The organism is Alteromonas profundi (assembly GCF_010500865.1).
In the GTDB taxonomy this organism is placed as follows: domain Bacteria; phylum Pseudomonadota; class Gammaproteobacteria; order Enterobacterales; family Alteromonadaceae; genus Alteromonas; species Alteromonas profundi.
The window spans coordinates 122,474-147,157 of record NZ_JAAAWN010000011.1; the positions used below are offsets into that span (position 1 = coordinate 122,474).

General features: G+C 44.7%; 21 protein-coding genes. 12 read left to right on the forward strand and 9 right to left on the reverse strand.

The window, feature by feature from the left end; translation table 11 throughout:
• Positions 1–37 precede the first annotated feature (37 nt).
• Positions 38–1,798: an acyl-CoA dehydrogenase family protein gene (locus GTH32_RS10145; RefSeq protein WP_163085356.1), complete on the reverse strand. Its 1,761-nt coding sequence runs from the start codon at positions 1,796–1,798 to the stop codon at positions 38–40.
• A 212-nt stretch (positions 1,799–2,010) separates the two neighbouring features.
• On the opposite strand from GTH32_RS10145, the gene GTH32_RS10150 reads away from it, so the two are divergent.
• Together GTH32_RS10150 and GTH32_RS10155 are read left to right on the forward strand one after the other, a co-directional pair.
• Positions 2,011–2,763 carry an SDR family NAD(P)-dependent oxidoreductase gene (locus tag GTH32_RS10150; RefSeq protein WP_246223217.1) on the forward strand — a complete coding sequence of 251 codons (753 nt, stop codon included), beginning with the start codon at positions 2,011–2,013 and terminating at the stop codon, positions 2,761–2,763.
• A gap of 195 nt (positions 2,764–2,958) precedes the next feature.
• A complete protein-coding gene (locus GTH32_RS10155; protein ID WP_203565446.1) occupies positions 2,959–3,828 on the forward strand; it encodes an amidohydrolase family protein in 870 nt (289 codons plus the stop codon).
• Between the two features lie 60 nt (positions 3,829–3,888).
• On the opposite strand, the gene GTH32_RS10160 is transcribed toward GTH32_RS10155, so the two are convergent.
• The 3 genes from GTH32_RS10160 to GTH32_RS10170 all read right to left on the reverse strand — a co-directional run bounded on the left by GTH32_RS10160 (position 3,889) and on the right by GTH32_RS10170 (position 6,475).
• Complete coding sequence (locus GTH32_RS10160; RefSeq protein ID WP_163085360.1) at positions 3,889–5,073, reverse strand: mandelate racemase/muconate lactonizing enzyme family protein; 1,185 nt, start codon at positions 5,071–5,073, stop codon at positions 3,889–3,891.
• Between the two features lie 46 nt (positions 5,074–5,119).
• Positions 5,120–5,869: a class II aldolase/adducin family protein gene (locus tag GTH32_RS10165; RefSeq protein ID WP_203565453.1), complete on the reverse strand. Its 750-nt coding sequence runs from the start codon at positions 5,867–5,869 to the stop codon at positions 5,120–5,122.
• Positions 5,870–5,956: 87 nt separating this feature from the next.
• Positions 5,957–6,475 (reverse strand): NUDIX domain-containing protein, encoded by a 519-nt coding sequence (locus tag GTH32_RS10170; RefSeq protein ID WP_163085363.1) that lies wholly within the window; start codon positions 6,473–6,475, stop codon positions 5,957–5,959.
• Positions 6,476–6,618: 143 nt separating this feature from the next.
• Here GTH32_RS10170 and GTH32_RS10175 point away from each other — a divergent pair, with 143 nt between their 5' ends.
• The 5 genes from GTH32_RS10175 (at position 6,619) to GTH32_RS10195 (ending at position 14,728) form a co-directional block, all read left to right on the forward strand.
• The gene (locus GTH32_RS10175; RefSeq protein WP_163085365.1) at positions 6,619–7,680 is read left to right on the forward strand and encodes an efflux RND transporter periplasmic adaptor subunit; all 1,062 of its coding nucleotides are present in this window, start codon (positions 6,619–6,621) and stop codon (positions 7,678–7,680) included.
• Between the two features lie 3 nt (positions 7,681–7,683).
• On the forward strand, positions 7,684–10,794 hold the full coding sequence (locus tag GTH32_RS10180; protein WP_163085367.1) for an efflux RND transporter permease subunit: 3,111 nt from the start codon (positions 7,684–7,686) through the stop codon (positions 10,792–10,794).
• Positions 10,795–11,347: 553 nt separating this feature from the next.
• Entirely contained in the window at positions 11,348–11,752 is a 405-nt protein-coding gene (locus GTH32_RS10185) for a type 2 periplasmic-binding domain-containing protein (protein WP_163085369.1), read from the forward strand.
• Positions 11,753–11,787: 35 nt separating this feature from the next.
• Positions 11,788–12,969, forward strand: a complete 1,182-nt coding sequence (locus GTH32_RS10190; RefSeq protein WP_163085371.1) for a topoisomerase IV — start codon at positions 11,788–11,790, stop codon at positions 12,967–12,969.
• Between the two features lie 139 nt (positions 12,970–13,108).
• Positions 13,109–14,728, forward strand: a complete 1,620-nt coding sequence (locus tag GTH32_RS10195) for a methyl-accepting chemotaxis protein (RefSeq protein ID WP_163085373.1) — start codon at positions 13,109–13,111, stop codon at positions 14,726–14,728.
• A 422-nt stretch (positions 14,729–15,150) separates the two neighbouring features.
• On the opposite strand, the gene rpoD is transcribed toward GTH32_RS10195, so the two are convergent.
• From rpoD to rpsU, 4 genes are all read right to left on the reverse strand, one after another.
• Positions 15,151–16,983, reverse strand: coding sequence for an RNA polymerase sigma factor RpoD (gene rpoD, locus GTH32_RS10200; protein WP_163085399.1), 1,833 nt, complete (start codon positions 16,981–16,983; stop codon positions 15,151–15,153).
• A gap of 341 nt (positions 16,984–17,324) precedes the next feature.
• Entirely contained in the window at positions 17,325–19,106 is a 1,782-nt protein-coding gene (dnaG, locus tag GTH32_RS10205; RefSeq protein ID WP_163085375.1) for a DNA primase, read from the reverse strand.
• A gap of 107 nt (positions 19,107–19,213) precedes the next feature.
• Positions 19,214–19,660, reverse strand: a complete 447-nt coding sequence (locus GTH32_RS10210) for a GatB/YqeY domain-containing protein (RefSeq protein ID WP_163085377.1) — start codon at positions 19,658–19,660, stop codon at positions 19,214–19,216.
• A 100-nt stretch (positions 19,661–19,760) separates the two neighbouring features.
• Positions 19,761–19,976: a 30S ribosomal protein S21 gene (rpsU, locus tag GTH32_RS10215; RefSeq protein ID WP_012517258.1), complete on the reverse strand. Its 216-nt coding sequence runs from the start codon at positions 19,974–19,976 to the stop codon at positions 19,761–19,763.
• Positions 19,977–20,375: 399 nt separating this feature from the next.
• Here rpsU and tsaD point away from each other — a divergent pair, with 399 nt between their 5' ends.
• Positions 20,376–21,389 carry a tRNA (adenosine(37)-N6)-threonylcarbamoyltransferase complex transferase subunit TsaD gene (gene tsaD / locus GTH32_RS10220; protein ID WP_163085379.1) on the forward strand — a complete coding sequence of 338 codons (1,014 nt, stop codon included), beginning with the start codon at positions 20,376–20,378 and terminating at the stop codon, positions 21,387–21,389.
• 135 nt (positions 21,390–21,524) lie between these two features.
• Here the strand turns inward: tsaD and plsY are convergent, their stop codons facing one another.
• Positions 21,525–22,127, reverse strand: coding sequence for a glycerol-3-phosphate 1-O-acyltransferase PlsY (plsY, locus tag GTH32_RS10225; protein WP_163085401.1), 603 nt, complete (start codon positions 22,125–22,127; stop codon positions 21,525–21,527).
• 245 nt (positions 22,128–22,372) lie between these two features.
• Between plsY and folB the strand changes: the two genes are divergently transcribed.
• From folB to GTH32_RS10245, 4 genes are read left to right on the forward strand one after another with little or no spacing between them, the layout of a single operon-like run.
• Complete coding sequence (folB, locus tag GTH32_RS10230; RefSeq protein ID WP_163085381.1) at positions 22,373–22,726, forward strand: dihydroneopterin aldolase; 354 nt, start codon at positions 22,373–22,375, stop codon at positions 22,724–22,726.
• Entirely contained in the window at positions 22,727–23,221 is a 495-nt protein-coding gene (folK, locus tag GTH32_RS10235; protein ID WP_163085383.1) for a 2-amino-4-hydroxy-6-hydroxymethyldihydropteridine diphosphokinase, read from the forward strand. It abuts the gene before it with no gap.
• Positions 23,222–23,229: 8 nt separating this feature from the next.
• A complete protein-coding gene (locus tag GTH32_RS10240) occupies positions 23,230–24,030 on the forward strand; it encodes an undecaprenyl-diphosphate phosphatase (protein ID WP_163085384.1) in 801 nt (266 codons plus the stop codon).
• Positions 24,031–24,066: 36 nt separating this feature from the next.
• Complete coding sequence (locus GTH32_RS10245) at positions 24,067–24,435, forward strand: histidine triad nucleotide-binding protein (RefSeq protein ID WP_163085386.1); 369 nt, start codon at positions 24,067–24,069, stop codon at positions 24,433–24,435.
• The last annotated feature ends 249 nt before the right edge of the window (positions 24,436–24,684 follow it).

Genomic DNA, 24,684 nt, shown 5'->3' on the forward strand with positions numbered 1-24,684 from the left:
CGCTTGAATAAGCGGCATTATTGTTTCTAGCGGTTAATTATAAATAATCGAATTCGCTACCGGCCACCGCAAGAGTACTGTCTGGGCCTGCACAATAGGCTGCCTTGTGTGCATCACGGCGGGGTAAAATACGGGCAATATAAAAGTCTCTGGTTTTTTGCTTAGACGAGGCAAGTACTGCATTATCGCTGTTTGCTGCAGTATCGGCCATGCTGTACCACAGCACCCCTAACAATGAGTAGGCGGTATAGGCAAGGTAATCACAGGCTGCGGCCGCAGCGGTGGTCGCGTCCATGCCTAGGCAGTCCGCCGATGAAGCACGCCAGTCATCAAGTAACCCTTGCGCAAGGGCTTTATTTTCAGCATCTGACATATCTGTCACTAAAGCATTGAAAGCGTCGTAGGTGGCGGCCAGCATATCGCCGCCGTCGCGGGTTAGCTTACGTCCGATAAGATCAAGTGCCTGTATGCCATTTGTTCCTTCATACAGCATAGCAATACGCACATCGCGCATTAGTTGCTCCATTCCCCATTCGCGGATAAATCCATGGCCACCAAAAACTTGAACGCCGATGCTGGTAGTTTCAAGTCCCATATCGGTCATATAGGCTTTGCAAATAGGCGTAAGGAATTGCAGGACCTTTTCCGCTTGCACCTTTTCGTCTTCGCTACCTAACTTTTCGATATCCATGTGCTTAGCGTAGAAAAGCGAAAGGGCTCGCGCGCCTTCAATTTGTGCTTTCTGGGTAAGTAGCATGCGCGCAACATCAGGCTGAAAAACAATAGGATCTGCTTTTCCTTCTGGGTTTTGAACGCCTTGTGGAGCCCGTGACTGAACGCGTTCTCGCGCGTAGGCAAGGGCACCTTGGTATGATGCCTCTGCAGCCCCTAACCCTTGTAAACCTACTTGGAAGCGAGCATCATTCATCATGGTAAACATACACGCAAGACCTTGGTGCTCTTCGCCTACTAGCCAACCCGTTGCATCGTCATAGTTCATAACGCAGGTAGGGCTGGCTTTAATTCCCATTTTGTGTTCAATGCTTCCTACTGAAACATTATTAGCTTTAGCAGGCTCGTTATTTTCATCAAGCAGTAGTTTAGGCACCAAAAACAAGCTAATGCCCTTTACACCTTTAGGGGCATCGGGTAGCCGGGCTAATACAAGATGAATCACATTGCTGCTCCAATCTTGATCGCCCGCAGTGATAAAAATTTTATTGCCGGTGATTTTATAACTTCCGTCATCTTGCGGTTCGGCTTTGGTATTTAATAAGCTTAAATCGGTACCCGCGTGAGGCTCAGTGAGGTTCATGGTGCCAGTCCACTCACCACTTATTAGTTTGGCAAGGTATTTGTTTTTTAGGTCATCACTTGCGTGTTTCGTCACTGCCAATACTGCACTTTCTGTAAGCATAGTAGTTAAACGCCAACTTAAGTTCGCAGTATTAAGCATTTCGTGAACAGGTACCGCCATGGTATAGGGGAGTTCTTGGCCATCATATTCAGCGCTTCCTAGCATCGCATTCCAACCGTTAGCAACGTACTCTTGATAGGCGTCAGCAAAGCCTTTAGGGGTAGAAACCTTGCCATTTTCAAGCTTGCAGCCTTCTTCGTCGCCATCTCTATTGAGTGGCGCTACTACATCTACGGCAAACTTCGCCCCTTGAGAAATAATCTCAGCAGCTAATTCACTATCGAAGTCGCCAATACCGAGTTTTTCATAATGGGCATCAAGCGCCAGCCAATCTCTTAATAAGAACTGAAAATCGGTAGTAGGTGGGGTGTACAAAGGCATAAAGCGCTCCTATTTAAACGGTCGTTTAATTTTTTACTTATTATAGACACAAAAAGCATAGACAAAGTAGTCCGTTAAGAGAAAGTTAATGAAAAATTTACATCTAATTTTGTTTTATAGCGAAAACAGACAATCTTGGATTGTGGGTTTGCAATTTAGCGCGCCGCTGGCATGCTATGCCCCGGTGGCGGAGAAAATACGTAGAAGGCGCAATGAAAAAACAAAATAGACCTGTTTGTATAGTAACTGGCGGTAGCCTAGGCATCGGATTTGCTGTGTGTAAACAATTCGCAGAAGAAGGTTATCAGGTGATAAATTTAGACATTCAAAATTTTGCTGAAGACATCGCCGACAGCGAATGGGTGCACTGCGACGTAAGCCAAGTGAATGAGGTGAAACACGCAGTAGATGGCATTGTTAATCGCTATGGCAAGGTTGATGCGTTGGTGTGTAACGCTGGAAGGCATATTTCAGCAACGATAGAGGACACAGACGAAACCACGTTAGATAGTATTATTAGCTTAAATATCAAAGGTGCCTATGCAGCGATAAAAGCCTGCCTCCCCTCCATGAAAGCAAATAATTCTGGCGCCATTGTAGTGATGGGATCAGATCAGTGCTTTGTTGGTAAACGAAACTCGTTCGCGTATGGATTAACAAAGTCAGCCCTTGCCTCTATCGCGAAAACCACCGCCCTGGATTATGCTTCATTTCAAATTAGAGCCAATGCTGTTTGCCCGGGCACTGTAGAAACGCCTTTGTTCCACAACGCGATAGACAACTATGTGGCACGTAGCGGCGCAAGTAAAGATGAGGTGGTGGCTGAAGAAGCGGCAGCCCAACCCTTAGGTCGCCTTGGCCAACCAGAAGATGTAGCTGAGCTCGTGTGTTTTTTATGTAGCGATAAAGCAAAGTTCATCACCGGCAGCCTCTACGCGGTAGACGGCGGCTACACAGCACAATAACAAACGCTAACCACATATTGGACACCCACAGTCTCAGAGCGAGAAAGGTGGGTGTCCACAGTCCAAGAGAGGTGGGTGCCCTGTTTTTCTTTTGTGGTTTTCTTCTTACGTTTTATGTATTTAATGCTTAGATGTCGCTTGTGCGATAAAGTTGAAAGTCTAGGTTTTTAATCAATCACAAAGGTAACTGGCGTAATGACCTTTATCGATCCCCATGTACATTTTTTCGCTTTGTCAAAGGGGAACTATGGATGGTTGAAATCCCATAACCCCCCTTATTGGCCAGACAAAGCAGCGATTGCCCGTTGTACGAGCGAACAAAGCCTAATAGTTGCTAGTAACAGGGAAATTGCTGGGTTCGTACATATTGAGGCCGGTTTTGATAATGCTAGGCCGTGGCGAGAAATTCACTACCTCAACGCGCACTGCCATTTACCTTTTAAATCGATAGCCTGTATAGACTTAACTTCGCCTGGGGTATACGGCCATATTGACTACCTTGCTCGTTTGCCTTCAGTCATTGGCTTGCGTCACATTCTTGATGGCGAAGCCACAGACTTACTTTCTCATCCTAAAGTTAAACATGTGGTTAGATACATGAGTGAACGTGGGCTATTGTTTGAGGCGCAATTTGATATTAACAGTAATAGTGCTACCGCAGCCCTGTTAAACTGCATTGATTGCATCCCTTCTTTAACGGTTATCATTAATCATGCCGCAAGCGGAGGATTGAATTTAGTAAACAGCAATACGTTAAAAGGTTGGCAGGCGAATATATTGGCATTAGGTAACGCTACTCGAGTAGGTATGAAGCTATCAGGCTGGGAAATGCAGGATAGAAACTGGACATTGCCGGCGGCTAATCGCGTGTTCCAATTTCTGTTCGAACATGTGGAGCACGATAAATTGATGCTAGCCAGTAATTATCCGTTATGCCAGTGGCGGCTACCTTATCATACCTTGTGGCAAGCCTATAAAAGGCTGGTGTCACAATTACCCGTATCTTCGCAACAAGGCTTGTTAGCTGAAAACGCTAGGCGCTGGTACAAGATCGCGGCAAAATAAGGTGTTTAGCCCGTTATTATGCCGCGTATTGTTGGTGTTATAACCCTTTTTGTAGCGAGGTTATTTTAACGAGGTTACCGTCATATAGGGTGAGCGATATACCACCTCATCGTTTAAGTCTATGCCTAGCCCAGGGGTATCCGGCGCTTCAATAAACCCATTCACTGGCTGGGGGTCTTGTATACATAGCTCGCGGTTCCAATCTTTAATTGCATAGGTATGGTGTTCGTGAATTAAAAAGTTAGGGATCGCGGTTTCTAGGTGCAAGCTGGCTGCTGTAGCTACCGGGCCACCGCACACATGTGCTTGAATACGCACGTCATAAATATCAGCATAATCACATACTTTCTTCGCTTCAGTGAAGCCTCCGCACAAACCTACATCGGGCTGCAATACGTCGATAGACTGGTCTTCAAGATATGGACGCACATCCCAGCGATGATATAAACGTTCTCCCCCCGCAATAGGGACATTCACATTTTTCGCTACTTTATCGTGTAGTTTTGCGTTTAGGTAATTAACCGGTTCTTCATAGTATAAACACCCAATCTCTTCTACTATATCGCCAAGCTGAATAGCGGTTGATGCGCCGAGCAGACTGTGACATTCAAAAATTATATCGCCATCTTCGCCCATCGTGTCGCGAATAGCTTGTAAACGCGCTTTAAACAGACGCATCTCTGGCTTACTAAATAACTTAGTGCGATCAAAGTGAGTGTTACCGTCTTTATCATAAACGATGGGGTCGACTTTGACTGCGTCATAGCCGTCTTTGAGCGCTTTTTCTGTCGCACGTGCGTAATCTGCCGGGTCGTTAAGTTTGGTAACCTCTTTATCCCAGTCAAACTGTAACTGACTGGCATAGCTACGTAATTTGTGGTTAGTTTTACCTCCGAGTAATTCGTATACTGGAAGCCCTAACGCCTTACCCTTTATATCCCATAAGGCGGTATCGATCGCACTCATCGCAGCATAAATTACTGGGCCGCCACCTAAGCCCCAAAAGCCTTCACGGAGCATCCGAGACCAAAGCAGTTCAGTTTGAAATGGGTTGAACCCAATTAGCATTGCTTCAGATATTTCTTTTATCATATGGGCGGCAGCGCTATGCCCCCAGTCATACGCTAGGCCTGCTTCACCAACACCGGTAATTCCTTCGTCGGTATAAACACGTACAAAAACAGGGTTCCACTGAGGGCGTTTAGGGCACTCAATGTCGAATATTTCAACTTTAGTAACTTTCATTTAGTTTATCTCAATATAGTGTGTTAAGTCGGCGCGCTTACTATGCCTATTCGCAGAAGTCCGGGTCTAATTTATAGGCTTTACGAAGCATGGCTGGCCAGGCTTTTTGACCGCCGGTTTCACCGCTGTGTACCACGTTGGCTTGTTTGTAAATACCGTCGATAATGACTTGAGGGATATCGATGACTTCTTCATTGGATTGCATTAGTGCTAATTGTATTTCACACGCCCGTTGTAGATCATAAAAACGCATAAATGCATCGCCCACGGTAGGACCTAGTGTCAACCCGCCGTGGTTGGGCAGAAGCATATGGTTAGTGTCGCCTAAATCTTGTTGAAGTCGAGACTTCTCGTTCTCATCAACGGCTAAACCTTCATAACTGTGGTAAGAAAGGGAGGGCAACGAAAACAAAGAGTATTGACTCCAAGGTTTTAACCCACCTTTGACCGACGCCACGGCGATAGTGGCCAGTGTATGTAAATGTAATACACACTGAGCATCGTGACGCACTTCATGGATGGCACTGTGAATAGTAAACCCAGCTGGATTTATTTTATAAGGGGTCTTATCAAGTATATTGCCGTCTAAATCAACTTTTACTAAGTTTGACGCAGTAACTTCTTCAAAAGTGAGGCCAAATGCATTCACCAAGTAATGATCTGTGCCGGGCACTTTCGCTGAAATGTGCGTATAGATAAGGTCGCCCCACCGCATATCGGCGACAAGTCGGTAACAGGCGGCTAAATCTACCCGCGTTTGCCATTCTAGCTCTGATACCTTACCTTTAAGACTCATTGGCTCAAGCGAATACACGTTTTTCTCCCTTGTTTATGTGGATGACAAAATTAGCAAAGCCAACCGCAATCTACAATGGGCGTTGTGTTATGGGTTATGCTCTTTCATAGTATGGGCGGTAAACCCATCTCTAAGGGGGAGTAAATCTTCAGAAAACCGAAGTGCTTTATGACTGATTAAAAATGGGTCGACTTTCTTCAGGTATTCCACTTCAACTTTCGCCCATGCAGGTGGAGAGAAAGTTGTAGGTAGGTTGGCTAAATCTTCCCCGCCTTGGCATGCGAAAAGCGCCATTCCATTATCGGTAACCGTTAGCTTTGGCCCCACAAGTACGTTAAAGCCAGTTTCTTCCCACACCTCGCGGTGCGCGGTACAGGGTAGCGCCTCGTCATTATTGCGACCGCCGCCAGGGAAATCTAGCCGACCAGATAACCGATGCCCGATTAACACCACCTTATCTTGCACCTTTATAATGCACGCAGCTGACTTTTCGGTGTGCGTAGGTTGTGCTACTGCTCGACACATAGGCGCTGACGGCGCAGTGTCAGTACAGGCAAAAAGCGTTAGAACTACGAAAATAACTGTTAAGCGAAATTTGATACACATTCGTTTCGGTAAAATACTCGTTAGCAAAATTAAACAATAATAATAGTGAAACCTTTAGCATCATGGCTATGGTGGTCAAAGGGCTTCATTGCACCAACTTGGGTACTTTATCACGGGGTGCAGATTTACCAACAGGAAAGGTTATGTTTTCACGTATTTCCCTATCGCCATTACTTTTAGGTGTCGTACTGCTTGCAGGAGTGGTGGTATACCTTAATCTGCCGCAAAAGGCCGCCACAAATCAACCTATGCAACGCGCCACACCGGTAAAAACCACGAGGGCAATAAACCAGCCAATGGCTATCACTATTGAAGCCTTAGGCACTGCGGTGGCGAATGAATCAGTAACTATTACCGCCCAGGTTACCGACACGGTTCACGCAATCAATTTCGATGATGGCGATGAGGTAAGTGCAGGGCAAATACTGGTACAGTTAAACAATAACGAAGAAAACGCCCGTATTAATGAACTTAAAGCAAGCATTGATGAAGCAAAACGTCAGTATGCCCCTATCGTAAATTTACGCCAGTCGAGCGCTGCGTCAGAGCAACTACTGGATGAACAACAAGCCAGAGTGAAGGCGCTAGAAGCACAACTTGCCATTGCCCAAGCGCAACGAGATGATTTGCAAATTCGGGCTCCTTTCTCTGGTGTGCTAGGCCTACGGCAAATCAGTAAAGGCGCATTAGTTCGCCCTGCTGACACCATAACCACCCTTGACGATATCAGCGTGGTAAAGGTGGATTTTAGTGTGGCAGAAAACCATTTGGCGAGCCTGGCGATAAATCAAAAAGTTACGGCCACTTCGGTGGCATATCCGGAAGAAACATTCGACGGTGAAATTACGCATATAGATACCCGGCTTGACCCTATAAGCCGTGCAATTGGGGTTCGCGCCCATATAGAGAATAAAGACAAGCGTTTACGCCCTGGCATGCTACTCACCATAGTGGTAGAAAAACGTGTGCTCAATACGCTTGTTTTGCCTGAAAAAACACTGGTTCCGGTACAAGACAAGCAGTTTGTGTACGTGGTAGAAAATAATACGGCTCACCAGCGTGAAGTGACAATTGGAGAGCGACGTCCCGGCAAAGTGCAAATTCTGTCTGGGTTAAATGAAGGCGACGAAGTAATTAGCGAAGGGACGCTTAGGGTTCGAGACCAATCGCCGGTAACTGTGCTCGATACACCTGGGAAGGACTAATTTATGTTGCTTTCAGATATATCGGTTAAACGTCCGGTGTTTGCCACCGTGATGAACTTGCTTTTAATTATCTTCGGCGTCGTCTCAATCTCAATGTTGTCGTTGCGGGAATATCCTGATATCGACCCTCCCATTGTTTCGGTTAATACCAACTATACCGGCGCATCAGCCAATATCGTAGAAACGCGAATTACCCAATTACTGGAAGATAGAATTTCAGGTATTGAGGGGATAAAAAATATCACCTCAAACTCCCGTAATGGGCGTTCAAGTATTACTATTGAATTTAAGTTGTCGCGAGATATTGATGCGGCAGCAAACGATGTACGAGAACGGGTTAGCAGAGCATTAAACAACCTGCCTGATCAGGCTGATCCATCAGAAGTGTCCAAGGCGAATTCAGATGAGAGCGCCGTGGTTTGGTACAACTTACGTAGTACTAATCTTAATACCATGGAGCTTACCGATTACGCAGAACGCTTTTTGGTTGACCGCTTATCTATTGTAGATGGGGTTGCACGCGTGCAAATAGGGGGAGGACGCCGCTATGCCATGAAGGTGTTTTTAGATAGAAATGCCATGGCTGCAAGAGGTATTACGGTTACTGGCGTAGAAAACGTAATAAGAACAGAGAATGTTGAATTGCCCGCGGGGGAAGTTGAATCATTAGATCGCGATTTTGAAGTGCGGGTAGCTAGAAGCTTCTTAACTCCCGATGATTTTGCTGAACTTACCGTAGCGATAGGGGATGATGGTTATCTGGTTCGATTAGGTGAAATAGCCAAGGTGGAACTGGCGGCGGAAGACGACGAAACCGAGTTCAGAGGTGACGGCGTAAATATGATTGGGTTGGGCATCATCAAACAATCGAAATCTAATACTCTGGACGTTGCACGCGCAGCTAAAGAGCAAATTGCACGTATTGAAGAAACCTTGCCGGATAACATCTTTATTGTGCCTAGTTATGATTCCTCGGTGTTCATTGAAGCCTCTATCGATGAAGTATACGAAACGCTAGCCATTGCCATGCTGATGGTCGTTGTGGTGATTTATCTTTTCTTAGGAAATGTGCGTGCCACTCTTATTCCAGCGGTAACCGTGCCAGTATCTCTGGTAGCCGCGTTTATTGTGATGTACAGCTTAAACTTTTCAATAAACCTTTTAACCTTGCTTGCCATGGTACTGGCTATCGGCCTAGTGGTAGATGATGCCATAGTGGTGCTAGAAAATATTTATCGGCGAATAGAAATGGGCGAGCCGCCAATGCTCGCGGCCTATCGGGGCGCAAAAGAGGTTGGCTTCGCGGTGATCGCAACAACTTTAGTGCTTATTTCTGTATTCGTACCTTTAGTATTTTTAGAGGGCAATATAGGCCGTTTATTTACCGAGTTTGCCTTAGCCATTGCCGCCGCCGTGGCATTTTCAAGTTTTACTGCACTTACGCTCTCGCCCATGATGGCATCGAAGTTTTTAAAGAAAAAGACCCGCTCTTCGGGCTTTGGGCTGTGGATGGATAAGCGCTTTCGAGCCTTAGAAGGGCGGTATTACCGCAGTTTGGGGAAAACCTTGCACCAGCCTGTACTTATGGTGATTTTACTGGCGCTATCTATTGTTTCTGTGGTGCAGTTGTCTGAAAACGTGCCCAGTGAATTTGTACCAAAAGAAGATAGAGGAAACTTCTTTGTGCTAATGAGTGCACAAGAAGGGGCGAGTTTTGAAAGTAACGCGGAAAACTTAAAGCGTATCGAAGATGTGCTTATGCCCTATCGCGAAAGTGGAAAAGTTAAACGTTTGCTCGTTAGAACCCCAGGGTTTGGTGGAAACGCAGGTATTGCCATTATTGGCAGTGCAGACTGGGACGAGCGGGATTTTAGTACCTTTGAATTAATGGACGAAATTAGCCAGAAACTTACCGCTGTGCCGGATGTACGCGCTTTTGCGGTTATGAGAAGCGGTATTTCTGGTGGTGGCTTTGGCCGCCCGGTTCAATTTGTATTACAAGGTGATACCTATGAAAACCTAGTTGAGTGGCGAGATACGCTTATCGAAAAAGCGTCTGAAAACCCCAATTTGGTACGCATAGACTCAGACTATAAGGAAACGTCCCCCCAATTATTAATACAGATAGACCGCGATAGAGCGGCAGATTTAGGTGTGAGTATTAGCGATATAGGCCGGACGCTAGAAGTAATGTTAGGACAGCGCAGGGTTTCTACCTTTTTAGACAGAGGCGAGGAGTACGATGTGATAGTTGAGGGCATTGAAGCCGATTATCGCAGCCCAAGTAGTATCGATAACTTATATGTGCGTTCTTCCCGTAGTGGCGAGCTCATTCCTATGGACAACTTACTTACGTTTACCGAGCAGGCTACATCATCGAGCTTGAATCGCTACAACAGAATGCGTGCGGTGACGATTTCGGCAAACTTAGCTGATGGGTATACATTAGGCGAGGCATTAAGTTACTTAGAAGACATTGTGAGAACAGAGTTACCTGATATGGTATCGATAGACTACAAAGGCGAATCTCAGCTTTATCATGAAGCAGGAAGCTCTTTCGTGTATGTATTTTTGCTGGCGCTAGCCATTACCTACCTTATTTTGGCTGCACAATTTGAGAGCTGGATACATCCCTTAGTTATTATGCTAACTGTACCTTTGGCCTTACTCGGTGCGTTTATAGGGCTGTATTTTAGTGGTATGACGTTGAATATTTACAGTCAGATTGGGCTCGTCATGTTAATAGGTTTGGCTGCAAAAAATGGTATTCTTATTGTCGAATTTGCCAATCAGCTACGCGATGCCGGCATTGAGTTTGAAGAGGCATTAAAGCGCGCAGCAGCCCAGCGTTTACGACCGATTGTCATGACTGGTTTTACGACGGTATTCAGTTCTTTGCCATTAGTTTTAGCGTCTGGTCCGGGCGCTGAAAGCAGAATGGTAATTGGTATGGTGATATTTGCAGGCGTATTAGTTTCTGCATTTATGACATTATATGTGGTGCCTACCTCCTACCAGTGGCTCGCGAGAAACACCGGCTCGCCCCTGCGTCGAACTCAAGAAATTGAAGCATTAGAAGCAAAAATTCCCTACAAAAAAGGGGAAGCGGAGTAATACACATCTGTGTGTATCAAACCGGATGCACATCTGAATGATTGTCGAGAAGCTTCTATCGGCAATCATTCAGATTATCTCTTTTTCCCCATACAACCTAACGCCTTTACAATTATTGGTTAAAACTTTGCGTATACAAACTAATACCTAGGTATGGGTTTTGGTTTCAATAACGTTCGCGTTGTATTTTTCAAGCTATTGTTATTTAAAGTTAATCTTTAGTTTTTCACATTGTCTTCAGTGAAGATCACTATAATCAGCTGCCTGCCAGGCCCACTCTTATCAAAAAGTATAGTTGTAACTTTACTGGGGTTCTTTACACTCCCGCCTCGCTAAGAACAGCGGCCTTTTTCCTATTGTGTGGTGCGAACAATACGTCACTTATTGGCGGAGTCTTTAATCATGGCTAATACTTACGTTTAACACAAAACGTTAAATAACGAACGTAGTTTATAAGCGAAAGGTAAGGAATGACCCTCTGTTCTACATCGAATGAAAATCAAAAATCTTCGTGCAGTTTTACTACTCTGCCTATGATTTTAGAGGAAAAATAATGAAAAAATGGTTATTGGCGTTAAGCCTATTCAGCAGTGCCGCCTGGGCAGATATTGCTGTTATCGTTCATCCGAGTAATAACGATGTGTTAAACAAACCTACTATAAGCCGCTTATTTTTAAATAAAGCGAAGACGTTTCCTAGCGGTTCGCCAGTCACACCGCTGACGTTAAGTGAAGGTAATGCTTCAACGGACGAGTTTAATGGAAAAGTGTTAAACAAAACGTCAGCACAACTAACCGCCTTTTGGGCAAAGCTCGTTTTCACAGGAAAAGGTCAACCGCCGAAAGCCCTTGCCAGCGATAGTGATGCTATTGCTGCGGTTGCCAACGACCCAAGTGCAATTGCCTACGTTGACGCAAGTGCGGTAGATGACAGTGTACGTGTTGTCGCGACGTTCTAATTGAAAAGCTTTGTGTAAAATATTAAGGACTACCCATGAAAACCAAGTTCGCTTTATTCCCTTTAGCTGGCTTACTTACCTTCCCCGCTTTTGCAGACATTCAAATTAATGGCTTTGCTAATCTTATTGCCGGAATGACCCTTGATGACGACGATACTGTGTATGGCTATGACGATGGTTTTTCTTTCGATCCCGCTAGCGTATTTGGCTTACAAGTTCGTGGAGAGGTAAACGATAAACTATCGGCCACTGCCCAACTGGTTGGTCGCGGTAGCGAAGATTACAGTGCAGACTTTGAGTGGGCATACATGACCTATGCACTGAACCACACCACCAATATTAGCGCAGGACGTTTACGTGTTCCCTTATTTAAATATTCATCTTCATTGGATATTGGCTATGCTTATCATTGGCTTACTCCCCCTGACGCTGTATACGGCATCGACTTTAATAATATCGATGGCGTGCGTATTGATTACAGTAATTATTCGGGCGAGTGGGAATATGGTGCGCAGTTAACGTTCGGTAGCGCAAAAGCCGATACCACAATTTCAGGTACGCCAGCTGCCCTTGAGCTTGACAACGTTGTGGCGCTGTCGTTTGAAGCAACCCGTGACTGGTTTAGTGCGCGTACGCTGTATGCCCGTGCCACTACGTCGGCTGCAAATGAAGAGTTTGACACTTTTGTAGGTGGAATGGCGCAGTTTGGTGGGGTAGTACCCAATGCCCTAACGTCTGCTGCTGGCTTTAGCGTAGATGAAGATACAGGCACCTTCTTTGAAGTGGCCCTTGATGTAGATAAGTATGATTGGTTTATTGGTGCAGAATATACGCAGACCGAAGTAGACAACGCCATTATCGCTGAAAATAGTGCGTGGTATGTAACTGCGGGTATGCGTTTTGGCAAGTTTACACCTCATATCACCTTTGAAAGAGAAGAGGGTGACAATGCTAACCAGCTTGCGCTTGTTGCGGCGTTGCCTTCAACTATTGCCACTGGTGATCCAGACACTGACGGTACGTGGGCTTCAATTTACCAAGGGGCTGCAGGTATTGCAGCAGGCCAAGATTTAGAGGTTTCAGCGGTAACAGCTGGTCTTCGTTATGACGTGGAACCCGGCTTTGCGCTTAAAGCTGATGTTACATGGTATAGCGATGATCTTGACGATACCAATGATGCAACCTTACTTAAAGTGGGTGTGAACTACACCTTCTAAAGAAGAAGGTGTAGAGCGCTGACGTTTAGCGGGTTACGTTAAAATATCACTAACGTTTTTTTCTTTTAACACGATAAAAAGGAAGAGGCTCAAGTGATAAATGGAATAAAACTAAAATGAGTAATAAGCGGGAGAGCAGATGAACTTTGTAAAAAAAATGCCTATTGCGACCAAGATATTTTTAATCCCTGCAATTGCAGCGTTAAGCTTTTTGGTATACCTGCTTATTACCATCTTCACTGCGCTAAATAATGGCGATATATTGGAAGAGGTACAGGAGGTTCAATTTCCTGCTTTGCAGTTATCAGCATCAACGTTAGTGGAGATGCAAAAGTTAAGAGATACGTTAAGTAGCGCGGTTACAACAGGTGATCAAGATACCCTCGTAGTCGCAACTGAATTGGCTAAATCGACGAAATCAGATTTAGCCAATATAGCCGCAATTAGCCCTGCATTTCGTGACGATATTAACCGTATTACTTCTGGCTTTGATAATTATTTTGATGTGGCATATGACGTTTCACAATCAATGGTAGAAGGTACTGCAGACTATAGCCGTATAGGTGAACTATCAACGCAAATGAATGACTCATATGATGCGGTAATAGCATCAATGACACGCTTTAGGGATGAACAACAAGCTGAGTTTGAAAGTGCCTTCGATGATATCGACTCTGCGAATACCTCGTTGATAAGCACCGGTGGCGTGATGACTCTAGTAGTGACACTCGTCTTATTTGCTACTGCAATCCCAATAGGCCGAGGCATTAAATCGAGTATTGATGATGTGGTACGTTCTCTTAAAGACATAGCGCAAGAAAATGGAGACTTAACAGTACGCATTAATACAAGAAGTGAAGATGAAATTGGCGAACTGGTTTATTGGTTCAATCAATTTATGGACAAGCTCCAAGGTGTAGTAAAAGATGTAGTGGAAGCCAGTCTGCCGCTGTCAAAGTTAGCCCAAAACTTGCGCACGCTAACCGAAGAAACACAGCGAACTATTGATGTTCAACAGCGTTCCGCCCAAGATACCAAGCATGCCGTAGACAGCATGAGCGGCTCTGTAGATGGAGTAGCACACAGTGCAGCGCAAGCGGCGAGCGATGCAAATAATGCCACGCAAGCAGCTAGCGACGGACGTCAGATTGTGCAGCAAACCGTTTCAAGCATAGAGCAGTTGGCAGATAACGTGCGCGAAACGGCGGGAGTTATTCAGCGCTTAGAGGCCGATTCAAATAAAGTAGGCTCGGTACTAGATGTGATTAAAGGTATTGCAGAGCAAACGAATTTACTTGCCCTTAACGCGGCGATAGAAGCAGCGAGAGCAGGGGATCAAGGTCGAGGATTTGCTGTAGTAGCCGATGAAGTTAGAACGCTAGCATCTCGGACGCAACAATCGACGGAAGAAATACAACATACTATAGAGCAGTTACAAAATGCCGCACACTCTGCGGTTGATGTGATGGCGCGGGGCACAGAGCAAGCCAGCAGTAGTGTAGAAACCGCGAATAAGGCGGGGAGTAGTTTAGAAAGTATCACCACTACTATTGCTCGCATCAATCAAATGAACGAACAAATAGCCCACAATACGGAAGATCAACGCACCGTAGCGGTAGATATCGTTAGGCATGTTGATGAAATTCATCTTCGTACAGAGGAAACCGCGCAACGCTCTAGCCAATTAGGTAGTATGTGCAGCGAGTTAGCGAATTTAGCACAACACTTAGAATCTATCGCCAAACAGTTTCGCGTTTAGTTGTAAATGTAGAAAAAGTTTCAACTTCGCGACCCTCCCATAAGCCTCCAATGGAGGCTTTTTTATATTGCCCATATCGCACCCACTAACCCTGGACACCCACAAAACTTTGGACACCCACCAACCCCTGGACACCCACTAAATCTGGACACCCACACAAAACCCCATACCCTTAGACATTCACAAAACTTTGGACACCCACAACTTAATAAGCGGGAAAAATAAGGTATGAAAGAAACATAGGCTATAAGGGTATAGAAACGATCGTCGGTTACCGCGTCACAAGTGAAAAATGGTTAAGGTGGGGCAGAAGAGAATAGGCGATAGACGCTATTATGAGATTAACCAAAATAACGGCACCCCACATAAAAAAATCCCCAGCAACAGCTGGGGATTTTGATAGAACATAACCACTTGAAACTTTATTCGTCCAAGAAGCTCTTAAGTTGCTCAGAGCGACTTGGGTGACGAAGCTTACGCAACGCCTTAGCCTCAATCTGACGAATACGCTCACGTGTAACATCGAACTGCTTACCCACTTCTTCAAGTGTATGGTCGGTGTTCATGTCGATACCAAAACGCATACGAAGTACTTTAGCTTCACGTGCTGTCAGGCCTGCAAGTACTTCCTGCGTAGCACCCTTAAGGCTGCCGCCTGTAGCAGAATCGAGGGGCTGAATAATCGTGCTATCCTCGATGAAATCACCAAGATGTGAATCGTCATCATCACCAATAGGCGTTTCCATGGAAATCGGCTCTTTGGCAATTTTAAGCACCTTACGGATTTTATCTTCAGGCATAAGCATGCGCTCAGATAATTCCTCAGGCGTGGGTTCACGTCCCATTTCTTGCAACATCTGACGAGATATACGATTAAGCTTGTTAATTGTCTCTATCATATGAACAGGAATACGGATTGTACGTGCTTGGTCGGCAATGGAACGAGTAATTGCCTGACGAATCCACCATGTAGCGTAAGTTGAGAACTTATAGCCACGGCGATATTCAAATTTATCTACTGCTTTCATCAAACCGATATTTCCTTCTTGGATCAAATCCAGGAATTGTAAACCTCGGTTGGTGTATTTCTTGGCGATTGAGATAACAAGACGAAGGTTTGCTTCGACCATTTCTTTCTTCGCACGACGGGCCTTCGCCTCACCGATTGACATACGACGGTTGATATCTTTGATATCAGCAATAACTAAACCAGTCTCTTGTTCTACTTGGTTCATTTTGCTAATACAACGCTCAATTTCTTCTTGGTTGTAAGCAAGTGCATCAGAATAAGGTGCATTAGCTTTAACAGCTTCAAACAACCACGCTGTTGATGTTTCATTACCTGCGAAAGCTTTAATGAAGTCTTTCTTCGGCATTTTTGCGTTTACTACGCAAAACTTCATCACCAAACGCTCTTGAATACGTACTTTGTCCATCATTGCGCGCATATTTTTGACCATACGATCAAATTGCTTAGGCACAAGACGGAACTCTTTAAATATTTCACTTAGCGCGTTAATTTGAGCTCGGGCTGCCGGGTGTGAACGGCCTTTTTTCTCTATAACGTCACGCGCTTTAATGTATTGATCACGAAGCTCAGCGAACTTAGCGCGCGCTAGTTCAGGGTCTACACCAGTATCTTCTTCTTCTTCATCTTCTTCATCCTCATCGTCATCTTCATCTTCCAGTTCTTCTTCTGAAAGCTCAGAGCCGATGTGGGTGGCCGTAGGGGCTAGATTTTGATCATCATCTGGGTCTACAAAACCAGAAATAATATCGCTAATGCGAATTTCTTCTGCTTCATATAAGTCCCACTGATCAAGCAAATAGGTAATTGCTTCTGGATATTCCGCCACTGAGCATTGAACTTGGTTGATACCGTCTTCAATTCGCTTAGCAATTTCAATTTCGCCTTCACGTGTCAAAAGCTCTACTGTGCCCATTTCACGCATATACATACGTACAGGGTCTGTAGTTCGACCTATCTCGCTTTCAACGGTCGCTAGTGCTTGAGCTGCTGCTTCAGCGGCATCTTCATCAGCCGATGCTTCTTGCATGAGAAGTTCGTCCGAATCTGGAGCAGATTCAGAAACTTGGATTCCCATGTCGTTGATCATGCGGATAATATCTTCGATTTGATCAGAATCGACAATATCTTGCGGCAGGTGGTCGTTAACTTCTGCAAAGGTTAAGTAACCTTGCTCTTTACCCTTTGCAATCAGGAGCTTAATCTGAGACTGCTTGCTTTGCGCCATATAACCTACACTTCTCACATTCAATAAGTTTGCAATAGAAACGACAACACACACATGTGCATGTTCCCATTCCTGCTGTCGTAATGCTGTTGTATCAACGCCGCTTCGGCTCGATGCCACGTTTACATGAACGATGCACATCTGCTCGGGTTTGGTTCTGCCCGTTATTTTCGGCTATACTATTGCTACTAACACAGCTGCATTTTTGTTCACATTTGTGACCAATAGTCTACTTGCAGCTAATTCGCCAGTATAGCAGAATTCAGGGTAGTTTTACCAGATTAGCGGCTGAATTTTTAGCCAGCTTTTCATATTAGCGGTTTTCGAACCCCGCTCGTTAGCTAGCTTTTCTGACGTTCCTTCATCAATAAATTGAGCTCTTCTTTCTCTGCCTTGGTTAGCGGTTGTAACCGAGAGAGCGATATCAAAGCTTCAATGCGGCTATCAAAATGCCAATCGAGCAGACGAGCAAAACTGTCACTGTAAACCCGTTCTGCATCTTCATCTTTGACTAGGTGTTCTTGTAACAACAACTTTGCGATGACATTAGAATGGGGATGATTGCGGAAGTTTTCAACCACCTGGGCAGTTGTTGCGTGGGGATTAGTAAGGCAATATTGGTGCACGCTAAGAAGTAAATCCATACCGGCGGCATTACTATGACTAAATATTTCTGGTTGCACGTCTTCACATTGAGAAGCAAGAGACGGTTTGTCGAGAAGCAAACGAATTAACATACGAAGTGGCGATAATCTTGCTTTGCCTACCTGATTTAAGTTGGGAGAGTAACCACGTTTATTACTTACGTTATTTGCCTTTGAGATATCCTGCTGTAACTTAAATCGATCGTATTCGCCCGTATGCTTGGCAAGTTCCTCAAGTAGCATTTGCTTTTGATCATCGCCTAACGTGCTATCGATCAATGGCATTGCTGCCTTTTTCAATGCAAGCTTCCCTTCAGCGGTGCCGACATTGTGGGTTTTAATTAAGTTATCAAAAAAGAAACGCGATAGAGGCATAGCATCGTTTAGCATGGTCATAAACGCTTGCTTACCTATCTTTCGCACCATTGTATCTGGGTCTTCGCCATCAGGAAGAAATAGGAATGACAGCCTAACACCGTCTTTTAAGGCGGGCAGCGCATTTTCAAGCGCCCGCCATGCGGCTTCTCTACCGGCACGGTCGCCATCATAACAGCAGACTATGTGGGGAGTTGCACGCACAAGCATCTGTATATGTTCAGGCGTTGTAGCTGTGCCTAGTGCCGCAGTGGCAATGTTAATATCAAATTGACTTAAGGCAACTACATCCATATACCCTTCAACAATGACCACAGTATCGAGTTGGCGGTTTTGTTGTTTAGCGTGATAAAAGCCAAAGAGTTCATGCCCCTTATGGAATATGCGAGTTTCTGGCGAATTGAGGTATTTTGGGCCCCCTTCATCGAGTACTCGCCCACCAAACCCCACTACGCGTCCACGTTTGTCTCGGATAGGAAACATGATGCGGTCGCGGAAAAAGTCGTATCTTCGACCCTGATCGTTTTGGTTTACCAGCTTAAGCTCGATAAGTTGCTTTATCCGCGCCTCATCCTTTCCGAAAGTGCTCAGTAGTGCGTCCCAGCTATCGGGCGCGTAGCCAATTTCCCATTGTTTAACAATGTCACCGCTAAGCCCGCGCTGTTTTAAGTAACTGATAGCTTTATCACTGTTGCTATTTTGTCTAAGCTGCTGCTGAAAAAAACGCGCTACTTGATCCATTAAAGAATAGTCATCTTGTAGCTGTTGCTTTTTCTCTTCGCTCATCGCGGGGCGACTACCCTTTTCGCGAGGCACTTCAAGCCCATGAAAGCGCGCTAATTCTTCAATTGCCTCGACAAACTCTAAGCGGTCAAACTCCATCATAAAAGAAATGGCATTGCCATGAGCACCACAGCCGAAACAGTGATAGAACTGTTTGTCTTGGCTTACCGTAAAGGAGGGGGTTTTTTCGTTATGAAAAGGGCAGCAGGCTTGATAATTCTTACCGGCTTTCTTTAATTTTACCCTGCTATCAACTATGTCCACCACATCAGTGCGTGACAAAAGATCATCAATAAAATCGCGAGGTATTTTTCCGGCCATGAGGGAGACACAAATGCTTAATTCGAAGAGTACTTTAACAGGGATGCCGTAAAATGAGAATGACAGCCGCGAGATTAGGCAACTGTCATTCGCTTATTACGTATGATTTAGGCGTTAAGACGAGCTTTTATTTTAGCGCTTAAAGCACCCATATTCGTGCGGCCTTGCACTTGAGGTTTTAATACCCCCATTACTTTACCCATATCTTGCATACCCTGCGCACCGGTTGAAGACATTGCGTCTTCAATTAGTGCTGACAATTCGTCCTCAGTAAGGGGCTGAGGTAAAAAGTCTTCAAGTACGGTAATTTCCTCACGCTCTTTACTGGCAAGATCGTCTCTATCTGCTGCATCAAACTGTGCGGCAGCATCAAGGCGTTGCTTCACCATTTTAGTTAACACCGCTAAAATAGCGCTGTCATCTAACGTGATTTGTTCATCAATTTCTTTCTGCTTAATTGCCGCTAGTGCCATGCGAATTGTACCTAAGCGTACTTTATCTTTCGCGCGCATTGCGTCTTTTTGTGCATTCTTCAATTCATCAATCAAAGCCATGGTATTACCTAATGTATTGCAAACGTGAAAAATATAGGGCCCAGAAACGCGAAAGGTGCTGCAAATGCAACACCTTTCAAGCTCGTAACTTAACCCTGTTTTAGTAGAGTTTTACGCGACGTGCGTTTTCACGAGCCAACTTCTTAAGATGACGCTTTTTAGCAGCGGCTTTCTTACGTTTGCGTTCCCAAGTAGGCTTTTCGAAGAACTCACGACGACGAACTTCAGATAGTACGCCTGCTTTTTCACAAGAACGCTTAAAACGACGCAGCGCTACATCAAACGGCTCGTTTTCTCTAACTTTAACGATAGGCATTAAACACTCACCTCAAAACTTTTGCTGTGTAATTCCGGGCAAATTGGTGCGCTAAAAAGGCCACCCGGGTTAAAAATGGTGCGGAATTCTAAACATTTCTGGGGGGAATGTAAAGCATGTTTTGCTAAAAAATAGTCAATAATGCCTGTTTCTACATACCGCCATTCCATGGGAAAGCGAATAAAGGTAAACTCTGCGCCTTGTCAGTCGAGGCTGAAAAGCAGCTAAAGGTAACTTTATTCGCCGATCCTTCTCGCAATTCGCGCAGATCCTACACAAGATCGCCGCAGATCGCGAGAACTAAGTTAATTGTTGAGCGTTATTTACGCAAATAGTTATTTGGTGGTTACGCTAGATTGGCCTTCTCTAGGATTACGTACATTTATAGGTTTTTGCACCATGCGCATATTAGGTATTGAAACATCTTGTGATGAAACCGGCATTGCCATTTACGATGACAAGCAGGGTTTGTTGTCTCATGAGTTATATAGCCAAGTAAAATTGCACGCAGATTATGGCGGTGTGGTGCCAGAACTTGCTTCTCGAGACCATGTGCGAAAGATAATTCCTCTTATAGAAAAAGCGATGGCTGATGCTAATACAACACCGGATGAGTTAGATGGTGTGGCGTTTACGCAGGGGCCAGGGCTTGTAGGGGCATTATTAGTGGGGTCATCGGTTGGGCGTTCGTTAGCATATGCTTGGAAAGTTCCTGCGGTGGGTGTCCACCATATGGAAGGACATCTGCTAGCACCTATGCTTGAAGCCGAAGCACCTGAAATGCCATTTGTGGCGTTATTGGTATCAGGTGGGCATTCTATGCTGGTGAAAGTTGAAGGTATTGGTCAATATGAAGTATTAGGAGAGTCTATTGATGATGCTGCGGGGGAAGCGTTTGATAAAACCGCGAAGCTATTGGGGCTTGATTATCCTGGGGGGCCCCTGCTTGCCAAGTTAGCCGAAAAAGGCGAAGCAGGTCACTATAAGTTCCCTCGCCCAATGACCGATAGGCCTGGACTAGATTTTAGTTTCAGTGGCCTTAAAACCTTTGCTGCCAATACTATTCGTGATTGCGATGGTAGCGAGCAAACCCATGCCAATATAGCCTATGCTTTTCAGGAAGCGGTTATTGATACGCTAATAATTAAGTGTAAGCGGGCATTAAAGCAGACAGGAATGAAGCGTTTAGTAATAGCTGGCGGTGTGAGTGCAAACACTATGCTACGCGCACAAATGAAGAGCTTAATGACCAGTATGCAAGGGCAAGTGTTTTATCCAAGCTTGGCGTACTGTACCGATAATGGTGCGATGATCGCATATGCAGGGATGCAGCGACTAAAAGCGGGTGAAACATTAGCGTTATCAGCGAAAGCTAAACCTCGTTGGCCACTAGACACCCTCACTGCTGTTTAAGGCTCACTTAGGGCTGTTTAGACAGGCTCAAAGGTAAATAAAAGTACCAATCGTAGTTTGCTGTGCACGTTCGTGATGTCGCGATACACATGATCAAAACAGCACACGCACGGGGAAAACGGGCAATGCAGAGCGCTATTCCTTAATATTGCCTTTTTCCCAAATTTTGCCCTCTGAGCGATTTACTAATCGGCGGATGTTTTCGCGATGTCGTAAAATAATGAGCAGCGATAGCATAGCTACGGGTAAGGTGTATAGCGGCTTAATTAACCAAGTAAAAAAGGGGGCTAAAGAAACTGCTACTAAAGCACCTAACGAAGAGTAGCCGGTGAAAAACACCACAACAATCCAACTTAGTACCAGTAAACCGGCTAAATCTAGACCTATGGGGAGCATAGCGCCAAAGGCAGTCGCCACAGCTTTTCCGCCTATAAAACCAAAGTATAGGGGAAAAATATGGCCCAGACAGGCGGCAATACCAATTAGCCCCAACCATACTGGCTCAATTCCCATAAAGTAACTTGCGTAAACCGGAAGTGTACCTTTAAGAATATCCATAATGAGAACCAATAGGGCGGGTATTCGTCCGCCAATTCGATAAACATTTGTGGCCCCGGGGTTATGCGATCCAGTAGTTCTAGGGTCGGGCAATTGAAATAGTCTACAAATTACAACCGCACTTGATAGAGAGCCCACAAGATAAGCAACCCCTATCATTAGAAGGGTGAGTGACATCATCATAATCGTTTAATACGCCCTCGCAAAAACCATGGCGTCACTTAGCCCCATTAATCTTCTATTAAAGCGCTTATCCGTGTTGCCCATATTGATGTTACAACGGTATAGTTGTGACATCATTGCATTAAGTATACTCATTGAAGGTAAAACTACTGTAATAATGTTGCACATTCCAGTTTCATGACGCGGATCTGCACATTTTACAAAGTAGTAAGACCAGTCTAACGGTGTCTCGAAGAAGGTTTATGGGAAAAATATATATAACAGGGCTCTGTGTTCCTACGCTTATCGGGGTTTATGACTGGGAGCGGGAAAGGCTTACTGAGCTTATTATTGATGTCGAGCTTGACGCAGATTTAGACAAGGCAATGGGCACAGACAATGTGGCCGATACCATTGACTATGCGAAAGTTGCTGAATGTATAGTAGAGGTTGGTAAGACAAGTCGCTTTGAGCTGTTAGAAGCGTTGGGTGGTGCAATAATGCGGGCGGTTTTGCAGCAATTTCCTGTGCACGCTATCGCAGTGAAAATTGTAAAACCGAATATATTACCTAATGCGAATACGGTAGCTGTTGCCTTATCTCAGGTTAGAGAATAAATGGCTGGGCACTGCATATTAATTAGCGTTGGGTCGAATATAGATCGTGAGTATTACACGCGGGCATCTATAAAAGCCCTTGCTAAACATTTCAATAGTATTCGCTGTTCATCTGTCTATGAAAGTGAGTCGGTGGGGTTTGCCGGTAGTCCTTTTTATAATCTAGTGGTAAGTGCGAAGACAACCCTTTCAGTGAACGATGTGTGCCAAGTACTTAAAAAAATTGAACGAGAGCATGGGCGCAAACACCATGAGAAAAAGTTTTGTTCAAGAACGTTAGATCTTGACTTGTTGACCTATGATGACAAGGTAATAAGCACACCTGTCGTACTTCCACGTGAGGAAATTCTCTATAATGCATTTGTATTATGGCCTCTTGCTGAACTCGTACCTCAGCGAAAACACCCTTCAACAGGTCGCAGTTATCAAAGTTTGTGGGATGATTTTGATAAACAAAAACAACATTTATGGCCAATAAACTTTAGCTGGAGCTAAGCAAAGGAATGACACTTTTCGAAATAATTATACTTGCTATTATCCAAGGTGTGACTGAGTTTTTGCCTATCAGTAGCTCCGGGCATTTGCTGTTGCCCGCAGAATTACTGGGTTGGATTAACCAAGGTCTAGCGTTTGACGTTGCAGTTCATGTGGGAAGCTTGCTTGCAGTAATGATCTATTTCCGCAAGGAAATTGTGCAGATGAGCATAGCTTGGGTAACGAAGGGATTTTCTAAAAATCAAAATACCGACAGTAAACTAGCGTGGTACGTAATTATTGCAACTATACCCGCTGTAATTGTGGGCTTTTTAATGAAGAGTTGGATTGAGGATAATGCGAGAACCGCCCTTGTTATAGCCGCAACTACAATTATATTTGGCTTATTATTGTGGTACGCAGACGCAACGGCAAAACGAAGCAACACGTTAGCTTCATTAAATTGGAAGCAATCATTGCTAATAGGCATAGCACAGGTTTTGGCACTGATACCTGGAACATCGCGCTCTGGCATAACCATGACCGCAGGGTTAATGTTGGGTCTGAATAGAGAAAGTTGCGCTAGGTTTTCGTTTTTATTGTCTATTCCTGTCATTTTAGGCGCTGGATTATTAGCGACAGTCGACTTATTGCAAGCACGCGAGGCGGTAGATTGGGAAGCCTTGTTGTACGGCGCCGGATTCTCTTTCGTTAGTGCGTATCTATGTATATTTCTATTTTTAAGTTGGATATCGCGAATTGGTATGTTGCCATTTGTGATTTATCGTCTCTTATTAGGCGCAGTATTGCTGTGGTTTGTTTTTGGATAAGCGTTTAGTTTTACTATTTATACATGGAGCAGAAAAATGTCGGACACCATTTTTACAAAAATAATTAATAAAGAAATACCCGCCGAAATTCTTTATGAAGATGATTTAGCGTTGGCATTTAAAGACATAAATCCCCAAGCGCCCATCCACTTTTTGGTTATACCTAAAAAGCCAATTGCGACAATTAACGATATTGAAGAGGGCGATCGAGAGGTGATTGGACACCTTTCATGGGTAGCAGCAAAAGTTGCAGGTGAGCTAGGTACCGCAGAACAAGGCTATCGTACAGTTATGAACTGTAATGAGTATGGCGGGCAAACCGTGTATCACATACATTTACACGTGCTAGGCGGCAAACTTATGGGGTGGCCACCCTATACTAATAATGCCAAGCCATTAGAGTAACCGCCGCTTCTGTATCCCTTGGACATCCACTGTTAAATAGACACCCACAGGGATTCCATACGATTACGCAGTTAACGAGACAGCCATCAACTTGTTAACTACTCCGTTTCAGATAGGCGGAATTTGTGGCTGTCTTAAATTCTCTTTGGTGAGCAAGTTAAATAATTAGATTGGTGGGTGTCTATTAGCTGTAGCTAGCGCTATTAAGTACACGGTTCATTGAAACGCTTCGTATTGGCAGTGCATTGT

Excerpts from the sequence above, each read along its gene's own strand:
- GTH32_RS10155 (WP_203565446.1), top strand. The coding sequence starts at position 2,959 with ATGACCTTTATCGATCCCCATGTACATTTTTTCGCTTTGTCAAAGGGG.
- dnaG (WP_163085375.1), bottom strand. The coding sequence starts at position 19,106 with ATGGCCGGAAAAATACCTCGCGATTTTATTGATGATCTTTTGTCACGC.
- tsaD (WP_163085379.1), top strand. The coding sequence starts at position 20,376 with ATGCGCATATTAGGTATTGAAACATCTTGTGATGAAACCGGCATTGCC.
- GTH32_RS10165 (WP_203565453.1), bottom strand. The coding sequence starts at position 5,869 with ATGAGTCTTAAAGGTAAGGTATCAGAGCTAGAATGGCAAACGCGGGTA.
- GTH32_RS10245 (WP_163085386.1), top strand. The coding sequence starts at position 24,067 with ATGTCGGACACCATTTTTACAAAAATAATTAATAAAGAAATACCCGCC.
- GTH32_RS10145 (WP_163085356.1), bottom strand. The coding sequence starts at position 1,798 with ATGCCTTTGTACACCCCACCTACTACCGATTTTCAGTTCTTATTAAGA.
- GTH32_RS10175 (WP_163085365.1), top strand. The coding sequence starts at position 6,619 with ATGTTTTCACGTATTTCCCTATCGCCATTACTTTTAGGTGTCGTACTG.
- folK (WP_163085383.1), top strand. The coding sequence starts at position 22,727 with ATGGCTGGGCACTGCATATTAATTAGCGTTGGGTCGAATATAGATCGT.
- GTH32_RS10185 (WP_163085369.1), top strand. The coding sequence starts at position 11,348 with ATGAAAAAATGGTTATTGGCGTTAAGCCTATTCAGCAGTGCCGCCTGG.
- plsY (WP_163085401.1), bottom strand. The coding sequence starts at position 22,127 with ATGATGTCACTCACCCTTCTAATGATAGGGGTTGCTTATCTTGTGGGC.
- GTH32_RS10180 (WP_163085367.1), top strand. The coding sequence starts at position 7,684 with ATGTTGCTTTCAGATATATCGGTTAAACGTCCGGTGTTTGCCACCGTG.
- GTH32_RS10170 (WP_163085363.1), bottom strand. The coding sequence starts at position 6,475 with ATGTGTATCAAATTTCGCTTAACAGTTATTTTCGTAGTTCTAACGCTT.
- GTH32_RS10240 (WP_163085384.1), top strand. The coding sequence starts at position 23,230 with ATGACACTTTTCGAAATAATTATACTTGCTATTATCCAAGGTGTGACT.
- GTH32_RS10150 (WP_246223217.1), top strand. The coding sequence starts at position 2,011 with ATGAAAAAACAAAATAGACCTGTTTGTATAGTAACTGGCGGTAGCCTA.
- folB (WP_163085381.1), top strand. The coding sequence starts at position 22,373 with ATGGGAAAAATATATATAACAGGGCTCTGTGTTCCTACGCTTATCGGG.
- GTH32_RS10210 (WP_163085377.1), bottom strand. The coding sequence starts at position 19,660 with ATGGCTTTGATTGATGAATTGAAGAATGCACAAAAAGACGCAATGCGC.
- GTH32_RS10160 (WP_163085360.1), bottom strand. The coding sequence starts at position 5,073 with ATGAAAGTTACTAAAGTTGAAATATTCGACATTGAGTGCCCTAAACGC.
- GTH32_RS10195 (WP_163085373.1), top strand. The coding sequence starts at position 13,109 with ATGAACTTTGTAAAAAAAATGCCTATTGCGACCAAGATATTTTTAATC.
- GTH32_RS10190 (WP_163085371.1), top strand. The coding sequence starts at position 11,788 with ATGAAAACCAAGTTCGCTTTATTCCCTTTAGCTGGCTTACTTACCTTC.
- rpsU (WP_012517258.1), bottom strand. The coding sequence starts at position 19,976 with ATGCCTATCGTTAAAGTTAGAGAAAACGAGCCGTTTGATGTAGCGCTG.
- rpoD (WP_163085399.1), bottom strand. The coding sequence starts at position 16,983 with ATGGCGCAAAGCAAGCAGTCTCAGATTAAGCTCCTGATTGCAAAGGGT.